This window comes from Macellibacteroides sp. (assembly GCF_050251695.1).
Classification (GTDB): Bacteria; Bacteroidota; Bacteroidia; order Bacteroidales; family Tannerellaceae; genus Macellibacteroides; species Macellibacteroides fermentans.
On sequence record NZ_JBFWMI010000070.1, the window covers coordinates 5,835 to 17,832 of the forward strand.

Consider the following 11,998-nt stretch of genomic DNA (forward strand, 5'->3'; position numbering starts at 1 on the left):
TTATCGTTAGGAAGAAAAGAGTATACCTGAGCCAGATACCTTTCGGTTGTTTCACGTTTGTCAAACACCTCTTCCACGGTCATCTGATCACCCAGGTAATGGGTTAGATAAGATTCGCACGAAGTGAAGGATAAACAGCACATCAGTATGGTGATATAAATGATTTTTGTTTTCATATTTATTAGAAATTAAGATTAATACCCAAATTTACTACTCTCATATTCGGATAAGTTGCTCCCATGGAGTTGTTGAGTTCCGGGTCCCAAAGCTTGAATTTAGAGAATGTAAGCAGATTCACTCCCTGCAGATAGAATCTGAAGGTGGATACTCCCAAACGTTGTGTAATGTTTTTCGGAATGGTATATCCCAGTTCGGCATTTTTTAGACGCATGAAGCTGGCATCATACTGCTTGGCAGTGGACAATTGCTTGTTGTTCTGATTTATATATGACGACATGCGTGGATATTTGGCATTTGGATTCGGATTTTCGACAGTCCACCGGTTTAACGCCACATCTTCGTAAACGCCCGACAAGAACAGGTTTGCATTCTCAAAGCCATTGATGGGTGATCCGTCCATAAAGTTGGTTACGTTGGCAACGCCTTGCATAAATATGGATGCGTCGAATCCTTTCCAGCCGATGCTTACTCCGTATCCATAGTTGATTTCGGGAACGTGGGTTCTTCCGATGGCTACTTTGTCGTAACTGTTTACCACACCGTCGCCGTTTACATCCTTGTATTTTCTATCACCCGGACGAACAACGCCGTATTGTTGAACCGGACTGTTGGCTATGTCGTCTTCAGATTCGAAGTATCCCAGACATATTAATCCGAACTGCTGGTACAACGGTTTTCCTATCACACTTTGGTAGTCGTATATAGGGGTAGGGGCGTCGTCGTACAGTTTTTTATTACGGTTAAATGTAAAGTTTCCCCTTCCGGATACATTGAAATCGCCTATCTGTTTATTGTACTCCAATGAAAGGTCGATACCGCTGTTCTTCATTCTACCCAGGTTTACATAGGGGTTAACATTGATACCCACTACCGAAGGTACACTTTCTCTTAAGATAAAGATTCCCTCTCTTTTCTCTTCAAAGTAATCGGCCTGGATTTTGAGGGAGTGGAACAGTTCCATTTCTACACCCACGTTCATCTTGATGGCCTTTTCCCAGGATACATTCGGACTGCCCGGATAGCCTGTGGCTATACCTGTAAGCCAAGTCTGACCTACTTCGCCGAAACCGTATCCACCGCCCACAAGCATTTCCGGATTAAAGGCAAAACGTCTGTCGCCGCCAATCTGGTCGTTACCGATGGTTCCGTACGATCCCTTAAACTTCAACGAGCTGATAACCGGTAAAAGTGGTGTGAAAAATTGCTCGTTGCTTATCATGTAACCTAATGCAACGGATGGAAAGAATCCGAATCGTTTGCCGGGTGCAAAGTTCTCAGAGCCGTTGTATCCGAAGTTTCCTTCAACAAAGTACTTATCCATAAACGAATAGGTTGCTCTGGCTGCGATACCCTGATGGCGATAGGGCAGAGACAGTACGTAGGATCCGGGGAAGTTGTTGATGCGTTCGCGCATGTTGAACAGGAACAATCCGCCAACCCGGTGCTTTTCGTCAAAAATATTTTCATAATTCACCGATGCTTCCAGATAGGTGGTTCGCTCGCCACTGCTGCCGCTCCACAACGAAAGGTAGTCGTTTCCATCGTTATTCTTCTTGAAAATAAGATTTCCCTCTTCGTCGCGACCGGTGGCATAATAGGTTGAAGGAGATTTATACCTTGATGTAGTGGTAGAGTTTACCGCATCCCACGAAAACTTAACATTCGCCTTCAGTCCCGGAGTAATTAAATCCGAAAAGTCTTGTGTAAGTCCAATCAGCGACTGGGCATTGTTATTGAATTGTTGTACGTAACCGGTCTTATTAAGCAGGTTGTACGGGTTTACTCCGATGGGGGTACGGGCAGTAGTTCCGTCCGAATACTCTTTCGGAATGGCAATAGGTACGGTTTGGAATGAATAAATCCAGAGGTCGTCTGTATCAGGTTTGTTCTTTACATCATACTGTGTAGATAAATTAAGGTTCAGCATGGTGCTTTTAGATAGATCAATATCTATGTTAGACCTGAAATTATACTTGGTCCATTTCAGTGAAGGGTTGTATTCGTCACCCTTTTCGGCATTGAATACCCCGTTTTCGTTGTATATGGATCCGGCCACATAGTAACGTACATTCTTTCCACCACCGGAGATGTTTATGTTTACACGCTGACTGGTGGTCATGTCTTTGTATATCTCCTCCATCCAGTTTACATTGGGATATAGATCGGGATCCACACCGGTAAGGTATTTGTTCATTTCCTCTTCGGTATAAAAGACATTACCGTTGTTGTCTTCTTTATATACATCGTTATAGAGCTTCATGAACTCCAGTGCGTCGGTCATTTTAGGCATTTTGGTGGGAGACATAACCCCGTATTCAACGCGACCGCTTATCACCGGTTTTCCCTCTTTCCCTTTGCGGGTGGTAACAAGTACAACGCCGTTAGCACCTCTAACACCGTAAACAGCCGTAGCGGTAGCGTCTTTTAATATGGAGAATGTCTCAATATCTTCCGTATCCACAAGGTCGAGGGGGCGTTCAATTCCATCCACCAGAACAAGCGGACGGTTATTTGCTCCGAAGGTATTAACCCCGCGGATCCAGAAGTCGGCTCCCGATCCGGGTTCTCCCGAACGTTGAACGGCAACAATACCGGCCATCTGTCCGGCCAGACTGGTACTGATCTTACCTACCGGAACCTTCAGGTCGCTTACGGTAACGGAGGTAATGGCTCCGATAACACTTTCTTTCTTTTGCTTACCGAAAGCAACAACGGTAACTTCATCCAGTTCGTCGGCCTTAGCTTTAAGTTTAACAACCAAAGTGCGTTGGTTACCAACGGTAATTATCTGGTCTTGCATCCCTAAGTAAGAGATGGTAAGTTTCTCGGTTGCGCCTACTTCAATCTCAAACGATCCGTCTATATCCGTCGTAACGCCTCGCGTACTTCCTACTACCAATATGGCAGCGCCCGGCAAGGGCTCGTCGTTCTCGTCCAGCACTTTCCCTTTGATCAGATTTCGCTGCTGTGTAGTGGATGGATTACGGGGTAGATCGGACTTTTTTGAAATAAAGATCTGACGATCGTTGATTACATACGTATTATCCGTACCGGCAAATACTTTGTTCAGAATTTTATCGACGGTCTGATTCTTGCTGTTTACGTTTACCTTTCGGTTCACGTCGACTGCATTGTCATAGTAGAAGAAAATAAAATTACTCTTCTTTTCTATTTCATTGAATACCTCTTTTACCGTCCGATTGTTCAGTTCCAGTGTAAAGAAAGTCGACTGCGAATAGGTCTCCGGCTTTGCACTGATGCTCATTACTATAATCAGAAAGAGAGTCGTGATTCTCATAATTCTACAGAATTTCTCAATATTAGCATCTAACGCTCTTATATTTCGATTTTTCATCATACATTTGTATAGATTTTAGGTTTAAAACTTTAGTGAGTTATTGAAATTAAAATCCGGACCGGGAAGTATGGGGGTATTTTCCGGTCCATTTGTTACATAAACAGCTATCTTACATAGGCTCTTCTATTTATAGGTTATACAAAGTTCGTTTTCTATCTCGTTATACTGCCAGGTGATCGGTGCTGTTTGGGCAAGACCGGCCAGTACATCCAGCAGTTCATCTTTCATATCCAGTTTACCGGAACATCTTAATTCGGAAACCCGTGCATCATAGGTGATGGTTTTTCCGTAGTACCGCGACAGACGGTCCAGAATGGTTCCAAGCTTTTCGCTGTTATAGATGTATAAGCCTTCCACCCAAGATATATAGAGGGATGCATCCACATTTTCTACATCTAACTGGCCGCCGGTATAGGTGAGCCGGTTGTTGGGTGTAAGTGCAATTTTCTTATTACTATCTGTGTTTACCTCCACAGCCCCGGTTACAAGTACAACCGACTGCTCCTTGTCTGCCGTGTAGGCCGTTACATTGAAAGAGGTTCCCAGCACAGCTATGTTCATTTTATTGGTCGATACGATAAACGGCCGGGTTTTATCTTTGGTGACTTCCAGATATACTTCGCCTTCAACATAGATTTCGCGTTTGTCCTTTTTGAAACTGATAGGATAGACAATGCGGCTGCCCGAATTTACCCATAGCTTGGTGCCGTCTCCAAAAACAATGGACGACCTTTTCCCTTTGGGAACAATCAACTGGTTGTATGTATTCGTTTCGGACAACTGTGCAGGTCCATTCGTATTTGATGCGATATTATGTGCTACCTGTTGTTTGTTTACAATAACGTCTCCTGTGGCATTGTATTCGATTGTTACATTCTCCTGATCAAGCGTAATATTTTTGTCATTATTCAAGATAAGCTGCACAGCCGACGAATCTCCCTGTACATGCATCGATTTTGCAATTGAGATTAAAGAACTGCCGTTATTGCTTTGTTTGCTCCAGAAGGTATATGAAAGGGCAAACAAGATGGCTAGACTGGCTGCAACAGCTGCAAATTGAATGAGTCGGCTATGCCGTTGCAACGGCTTTTGTTTATTAGATTTTTCTATCTTATTCCATAGTTCGCTCAACTCCTCCTCCGAAATGGTGTGGTGAGGTATATTGGCCGACAAAATGATATTTTTTGCAACCCTGAACTCCTTTTCCCGAATCTTTTTAGTCAATAATTGCTTTTTCCAAAAGGCATTCGACTCTTTGGTTGGAGTTTTTATTGATTTCAGAAAGTACGTGTCTTTTAAGAAATCTTCGGATGTAAATTTAGAATAATCAATGTTTGTCATTATATTTTATTGGGCCGGATTTAGTGCCCAACTACATATAATACACAGCCGGATTTTATTTATACTCACTTTGTGGAAGAAAAAAGTTTTTTCCTTTAAAATTATTGGAATATAATAGGGAACAGTGTATACAGCACATAATCGGGAAACTTTTCCCTTACTTTTTTGATAGATCGCTGGATAAGATTCTGAATCGATTGAACGTTGATTTGCATTAGTTGTTCGATTTCTGCAAATGAAAGTTCCTCAATGTATCGGTAGTAGATAACCTCTCGCTGCCTGGGTGTAAGTATTTCGAGAATCTGAGAGATCATATTGTTCCGCTCAATACTTTCTTCGTCGCTGATAAGCTTGTCTTCCAGTTGTGTGTCCGACGCCAGGTCGTACTCCATCGTATGAATGGAATAAAAGGTGATGTTTTTCCTGAAAATATTGAATAGTTCGTTTTTCATGGCAACAAGCAGATAAAATTTAATGCTGCCTGTGCTGTTGAGCTGCTGCCTTTTACTGTATAATTTCACAAAAATGTCCTGAATGCAGTCTTTTACAAGTTCGCGGTCAGTAGTAAACCGCATGCCGAATGAAAACATAACATGTGCATATTCTTTATAAATCAAAGAATAGGCGGTATCGTCTCCTTCCCTGAAACGGTCCCACACTTGTTGTTGGTTTTCAATATTCAGATCTTCTGTTAACATTTTGAGGTTTATATCTGTCCCAAAAGTAGACTATTTTTTATTCTTTAACAACTTCTTTTTACTTTCATCTGATAAAACTTTAATCTGCCCCTCATTCACAGCCGATTTCGACAGTATAAGGATGGTTTATATTGTTTTAAAATCTGTTTTATCCGATTTAATAGTCACAATTTAACGAAAAAGTTTTACTTTTGGCCGGATTGATTTATCAGATAATGTTGCTTTTTTATTTAAATAATATATATCCCTTATTTTATGATTATGAGAAATTCATTATTAATCTTATTTTCTTTTCTATTGATTATGCCATCGGTAAACGCCCAATCAGATCCTGAAATGGCACAGGTGATCGACCAAGTACTCAGCCGGGCTGAATCTCAGAGTTTACTTCTTGCCAAAGCGATGGAGGAGATTCCGGATGCCTTACCTCGTACCGTGGATAAGGAGGGAAAGCTGGTAACTTCTAACTCTGCCTGGTGGTGCAGTGGATTCTTTCCGGGTACATTGTGGTATTTGTATGAAAACTCCGGAAACAAGGAGCTGGAGAAGTACGCCTGGATGTTTACAAACCGGATAAATAAAGAGCAGTATAATAAAGGAACCCACGATCTGGGTTTTATGTTGTATTGCAGTTATGGCAATGCTTTGCGGATTACGGGTGTGGACTCCTGCAACCGGGTGCTTCTAAACGGAGCTGCTTCTTTATCGTCTCGTTTCAATGGGAAGGTGGGGTGCATCCAATCGTGGGGGAGAAGTAATAAATGGCAGTTTCCGGTTATTATTGATAATATGATGAACCTGGAATTTCTTATGTGGGCTGCCAAGGCATCCGGCGACAACCGTTTTCGGGATATTGCTGTTACTCATGCCAACACTACGATCAGCAATCATTTCCGTCCCGATTACAGTTCGTATCACGTAGTGTCTTATGTTCCCGAAACTGGTAAGGTAGAGGTTAAGTGTACACATCAGGGTTACAGCGACGAAAGTGCCTGGGCCAGAGGTCAGGTTTGGGGTTTGTACGGTTTTGGAATGATGTATCGTGAAACAGGAGACAAACGCTACCTGGATCAGGCCAAACACATTGCGGCTTTTTTGATGAACCATCCTAATATGCCGGACGACAAAATTCCGTACTGGGACTTTAACGCGCCCGATATACCTAATGCATTGCGTGATGCCTCGGCTGCAGCAATCATGGCTTCGTCACTTATCGAATTGAGTCAGTTTGTTGAGGAGCCCCTTAAACAGAACTACCTGGCCTTTGCCGAATCGCAACTACGTACGTTGGCTTCGCCTCAATATCTGGCCGAGACAGGAACAAACGGCTGCTTTATACTTAAGCACGGAGTGGGTCATCTTCCCGGAAACTCGGAAGTGGATGTACCGCTAACCTACGGCGATTATTATTTTGTTGAGGCGCTTTTGAGATACAGAAAGTTGGTATTGCATCGGTAGACTGTCTTTTTAAGGTCTACTATCTATATTTTTTGTTAATTTGATAATATACTAAAGTTTTTTGGTAAATAACTCTATTGTACCTACCGATAAATTGAGTACGTTTGCTCCGTTAGACAGTGTAAATGTATGGAGTTTAAGCAGTGCTATTTGTAGCCATTCAGTTTTTACATTTTTTTTAAAAGTGAATGTGTGCGAGCACGTTGCCGATTTAACCTAATTTAATAACTTACTTAATATTCTTTGTAATGACAACAAGAAGAGATTTTTTGAAAAACACAATGCTTCTCTCGGCAGGATTGACTGTTGGAGGCGTTAACCTGAGTGCTGCCGGTCAGAAACGGGTAAGCGGAGCTAACAGACGCATCAATTTGGCATGTGTGGGGATCGGAAACCGTGGAGGTGAGATTCTGAATGAGTTTGATAAAACAGGTCTTGCAAACATCGTTGCGTTATGTGATGTGGATATGGGTGCTCCTCATACCCAGGCTAATATGGCTAAATTTCCGTCGGCCCGACAGTTTAAAGACTTCCGGGTGATGTTTGATAAGATGGGAAACGAAATAGAGGCTGTGGTTGTGGGTGTTCCGGATCATGCCCATTTTCCTATTTGTATGATGGCAATGGCATTAGGTAAGCATGTATATGTTGAGAAGCCTATGGCCAGAACATTTTATGAAATTGAATTGCTGATGGAGATGGCCCGTAAGAATAACAAACTTGTAACCCAGGTGGGTAATCAGGGGCATTCGGAAGCAAACTATTTTCAGTTCAAAGCCTGGAAAGAGGCCGGAATTATAAAAGATGTAACTGCTATTACAGCCCACATGAACTCTCCGCGCCGTTGGCACGGATGGGATACGAATATTCGTAAATTCCCGGATAAGGAAGCTGTACCTGCTACATTGGATTGGGATACATGGTTGATGTCTGTTCCTTATCATGACTATAATAAGGATTTCCATCTTGGACAATGGCGTTGCTGGTATGACTTTGGTTTAGGTGCCTTGGGTGACTGGGGTGCACATATCCTGGATACGGCCCACGAGTTTTTGGATCTGGGACTTCCAACGGAGGTTAATGCTCTGAAGCTGGACGGGCATAACGATTATTTCTTCCCCATGTCTTCCACTCTTCAGTTTAAATTCCCCAAACGTGGTAATATGCCTGCTGTAGATGTTACGTGGTACGATGGCGTGAACAACATTCCGTCGGTTCCCGAAGGTTACGGTGTATCAGAAATTGATCCGAACATCCCTCCAGTGGGTGGTGGCAAGATTCAGCCGGCCAAATTAAATCCGGGTAAGATTATCTACTCTAAAGAGCTTACCTTTAAAGGTGGTTCACATGGCAGTACCTTGTCTATCATACCCGAAGAGAAGGCAAAAGCCATGGCTTCCAAACTGCCGGAAGTACCTAAGAGTCCGTCCAATCATTTTGCAAACTTCTTGCTTGCCTGTGCCGGAGAAGAGAAAACCCGTTCGCCATTCGCAATTGCCGGTCCTCTTTGTCAGCTCTTTTCATTGGGTGTTATTGCTCAGCGCCTGAATGCTAAATTACAGTTCGACCGTCAGACCAAACGAATCACAAACAATCCGTTTGCCGATGCGTTGTTGGCCGGAACTCCTCCCCGCAAAGAATGGCAAGAGTTTTATATGATTAAATAATCTGTTTAATTTCAATTATCTACATGAAAAAATATAATCTGACAGCTGTGATGCTGTTGTTTACTTTGGCCTTGTGCGCACAAACTCCTCAGTGGGAATCTTTATTTAACGGGAAAAACCTGAAAGGATGGGAGAAGCTGAATGGAACTGCCGAGTATAAGGTTGCCAATGGTGAGATAACAGGTATCTCTAAAATGGGAACACCTAATACCTTTTTGGCCACCAAAAAAATGTATGCCGACTTTATCCTTGAATTCGAATTCAAAGTGGCGGACGGACTCAATTCCGGAGTCCAGTTCAGAAGTAACAGCCTGAAAGAATACATGAACGGTCGGGTTCATGGATATCAGTTTGAGATAGATCCGTCCTCGAGAGCATGGACTGGTGGTATTTACGATGAATCCCGCAGAGGTTGGTTGTATCCGCTTACCGAATATCCTTCCGCCCAGAAAGCATTTAAGAGTGGAGAATGGAACAAAGCCCGGATCGAAGCGATCGGTAACTCCATCCGTACATGGGTGAATGGTGTTCCTTGCGCAAATTTATTGGATAACACCACTGATAAAGGATTTATCGCCTTGCAGGTACATGCTATCGGCAATAAAGACCAGGAGGGTAAAACAATCAGTTGGCGTAACATCCGGATTTGTACCTCTACACCCGAAGCCTTTGCCACTCCTCAGTCACAATCGGCTCCTCAGGTAAACCAGATAGCCAATACGATTTCTGATCAGGAAGCAAAAGAGGGTTGGAAGTTGTTGTGGGATGGCAAAACTACTGAAGGTTGGAGAGGTGCCAAACTCACTACTTTCCCTTCTAAAGGTTGGTTTATCGATAACGGTATTCTGAAAGTGATGAAAAGTGATGGCGGCGAATCTACCAACGGCGGTGATATTGTTACTGTAAAAAAATACAAGAACTTTATCCTGAAAGTCGATTTTATGATTACTCCCGGGGCCAATAGCGGAATCAAGTATTTTGTAAATACGGAAATCAATAAAGGAGCTGGATCATCTATCGGATGCGAATTTCAGATTCTGGATGACCAGAAGCACCCGGATGCTAAGTTGGGCGTAAAAGGAAACCGTACTCTTGGTTCGTTGTACGATCTTATCCCCGCAGATTCAACCAAACCATTCCGTCCCGGATTTTTCAATACGGCGATGGTGGTTGTTAAAGGTAATAAGATTGAACATTGGCTTAACGGTGTGAAAATAGTTGAATACGAACGTGGAAACCAGATGTGGCGTGCCTTGGTTGCCTATAGCAAATACCGGGATTGGGAAAACTTCGGCGACTGGGAGGAAGGTAATATCCTTTTGCAGGACCATGGTGACGAAGTGCTTTATAAGAATGTAAAAATTAAAGAGCTTCCCTAATCTTCGTAAATCCGATCCTTATTACATTGCTTGATATAACGTCTAATACGTATAAAAGTAGTATAATAGGATATAAGGAGAATAAAATATAAAACCCTGAAAGTTTGATAAAAACTTTCAGGGTTTTATATTTTTATACGATCCTATATTCGATCCTAATATTTAAATATAACATCTTCTACGTCAATCAGTAGATCCGTAAAACTACCTTTAATTGTAACTCGAAGTACAACATCTGGATTATGTCAACGTCGTCAATCAGTAGATCCGTAACACTTACCTTTAATTGTAACAGCCACTTTCAAGATTTTACTGTAACAGGCATATATAAGCCTACGAGCTGGACTTTACTACTGCGGCAGCTACTTTCTCGTTTTTACCGCAACAGGAAGCAGAAGTGGCGGTTGTTACAACAAGTGATTATCAGTACTACCGTCTGTCAGGCAATTATCAGTTCGATACCTGCCTCTTCGATGATTTTTGCCATTGAAGCCGGGATGCCTGCATCTGTAATGATCACGTCTACGCGGTCCAGACTGCATATCCGTCCGAAACCTCTTTTACCAAACTTTGACGAGTCGGCCAGGATGATGGTTCTTAACGAAGCGTCCATCATACGCTTGTTCAACTGAGCCTCTTCAATATTTGAATTGGTGATACCGGTTTCAGGATCGATACCGTCCACACCCAGAAATAATTTAGAACAGGTTATGTCCGTAAAGAACCGGTTGGTATAATCGCCGATAACAGATGCCGAGTTTTTGCGCACGGTTCCACCCAATTGAATGATGTCCACATCGGTAATTTCATTCAGCAGTAACGAAACCTTAAGTGAGGCGGTTACAACGGTAAGGTGCTTGCCCGGAGTGATGTTTTCTGCAAAGGTATAAACGGTAGACCCCGAAGCGATGATGATGGAGTCGTTTTCCTCTATCAGATTACAGGCAGCCAGTGCTATCCTTTTCTTTTCATCCTTTTTCATCTTTTCTTTTTCAACTACATTCAGGTCGGATGCAAGAGGGTTTATCGGACTGGCGCTCCCGTGCGTACGATACAACAGATGCTTTTCTTCCAGGTATTTTAAATCTTTCCGTATTGTTACAGTGGTTACTTCCAGTGCCTTGGCAATATCAGCTACCTTCACGAATCCATCCTTCGCCAGTGTGTCGAGGATGTACTTATGTCTTTCTGCAATGCTTATCATATTTCTACCTGATTAAGTTTGAATATACAAAAGTAATAGAATTATTGATAAATAAAATGAAACGGAACTAATATCTTGATCAAAATATAAATAGAAATAAAAAGAAAATAAAAGTTTCGTTTAATTTCTTTTTATTATTTCTATTTGTTTATATTTGCAAAGTTTTCTAGACTAAGTATAAAAAGCGCTCTAATGGTTAATCTTATGGATCGGAATGAATTAATAAAAGAAACTTGCAAAAAGAATTTTACTTGCGAAATTTTGATTATAGGCGGAGGAGCTACCGGGTTAGGGGTAGCTGTTGATGCCGCATCAAGGGGATATAGTGTTATCTTGCTCGAACAGAGTGATTTTGCGAAAGGAACTTCAAGCCGTAGCACTAAACTGGTACATGGGGGAGTTCGATACCTGCAACAAGGAGATATACAAATGGTGGTTGGGGCTTTGCACGAAAGAGGAAGAATGAGACAAAACGCCCCTCATCTGGTTAAGGACATGCGCTTTATTATTGGGAATTACCGCTGGTGGGAACAGCCATTCTATACAATCGGACTTTCATTATACGATCTGTTGGCCGGTAGATTGGGATTGGGACGTTCGCTGCCATTAACGAAAAAAAAGGTGGTAAACGAAATTCCGGGACTTAAGAAATCGAAACTTAGAGGTGGGGTAGTATACCACGACGGACAGTTTGACGATGCCCGCCTTGCCAT

At 42.4% G+C, this 11,998-nt stretch carries 8 protein-coding genes; 4 read left to right on the plus strand and 4 right to left on the minus strand.

Going from position 1 to position 11,998, the window contains the following annotated elements; genetic code table 11:
* Positions 1-181: 181 nt before the first annotated feature.
* The 3 genes from AB7E53_RS10750 to AB7E53_RS10760 form a co-directional block, all read right to left on the minus strand.
* Positions 182-3,478, minus strand: coding sequence for a TonB-dependent receptor (locus AB7E53_RS10750; protein WP_446775607.1), 3,297 nt, complete (start codon positions 3,476-3,478; stop codon positions 182-184).
* Between the two features lie 183 nt (positions 3,479-3,661).
* On the minus strand, positions 3,662-4,879 hold the full coding sequence (locus AB7E53_RS10755; RefSeq protein ID WP_446775609.1) for a FecR family protein: 1,218 nt from the start codon (positions 4,877-4,879) through the stop codon (positions 3,662-3,664).
* A gap of 101 nt (positions 4,880-4,980) precedes the next feature.
* The gene (locus AB7E53_RS10760; RefSeq protein ID WP_446775611.1) at positions 4,981-5,577 is read right to left on the minus strand and encodes an RNA polymerase sigma factor; all 597 of its coding nucleotides are present in this window, start codon (positions 5,575-5,577) and stop codon (positions 4,981-4,983) included.
* 261 nt (positions 5,578-5,838) lie between these two features.
* Here AB7E53_RS10760 and AB7E53_RS10765 point away from each other — a divergent pair, with 261 nt between their 5' ends.
* The 3 genes from AB7E53_RS10765 (at position 5,839) to AB7E53_RS10775 (ending at position 10,081) form a co-directional block, all read left to right on the plus strand.
* On the plus strand, positions 5,839-7,035 hold the full coding sequence (locus AB7E53_RS10765; RefSeq protein WP_446775613.1) for a glucuronyl hydrolase: 1,197 nt from the start codon (positions 5,839-5,841) through the stop codon (positions 7,033-7,035).
* Between the two features lie 248 nt (positions 7,036-7,283).
* Positions 7,284-8,702 (plus strand): Gfo/Idh/MocA family oxidoreductase, encoded by a 1,419-nt coding sequence (locus AB7E53_RS10770; protein ID WP_350455965.1) that lies wholly within the window; start codon positions 7,284-7,286, stop codon positions 8,700-8,702.
* 23 nt (positions 8,703-8,725) lie between these two features.
* Positions 8,726-10,081 (plus strand): 3-keto-disaccharide hydrolase, encoded by a 1,356-nt coding sequence (locus tag AB7E53_RS10775; RefSeq protein ID WP_446775614.1) that lies wholly within the window; start codon positions 8,726-8,728, stop codon positions 10,079-10,081.
* A 439-nt stretch (positions 10,082-10,520) separates the two neighbouring features.
* On the opposite strand, the gene AB7E53_RS10780 is transcribed toward AB7E53_RS10775, so the two are convergent.
* Positions 10,521-11,285, minus strand: a complete 765-nt coding sequence (locus AB7E53_RS10780) for a DeoR/GlpR family DNA-binding transcription regulator (RefSeq protein ID WP_079684123.1) — start codon at positions 11,283-11,285, stop codon at positions 10,521-10,523.
* 204 nt (positions 11,286-11,489) lie between these two features.
* Between AB7E53_RS10780 and AB7E53_RS10785 the strand changes: the two genes are divergently transcribed.
* A partial coding sequence (locus AB7E53_RS10785; protein ID WP_446775615.1) for an FAD-dependent oxidoreductase occupies positions 11,490-11,998 on the plus strand: 509 nt, incomplete at its 3' end.

Bases quoted from the DNA above. Each gene is read 5' to 3' on its own strand.
- AB7E53_RS10750 (WP_446775607.1), bottom strand. From the start codon at position 3,478: ATGAGAATCACGACTCTCTTTCTGATTATAGTAATGAGCATCAGTGCA.
- AB7E53_RS10755 (WP_446775609.1), bottom strand. From the start codon at position 4,879: ATGACAAACATTGATTATTCTAAATTTACATCCGAAGATTTCTTAAAA.
- AB7E53_RS10760 (WP_446775611.1), bottom strand. From the start codon at position 5,577: ATGTTAACAGAAGATCTGAATATTGAAAACCAACAACAAGTGTGGGAC.
- AB7E53_RS10765 (WP_446775613.1), top strand. From the start codon at position 5,839: ATGAGAAATTCATTATTAATCTTATTTTCTTTTCTATTGATTATGCCA.
- AB7E53_RS10770 (WP_350455965.1), top strand. From the start codon at position 7,284: ATGACAACAAGAAGAGATTTTTTGAAAAACACAATGCTTCTCTCGGCA.
- AB7E53_RS10775 (WP_446775614.1), top strand. From the start codon at position 8,726: ATGAAAAAATATAATCTGACAGCTGTGATGCTGTTGTTTACTTTGGCC.
- AB7E53_RS10780 (WP_079684123.1), bottom strand. From the start codon at position 11,285: ATGATAAGCATTGCAGAAAGACATAAGTACATCCTCGACACACTGGCG.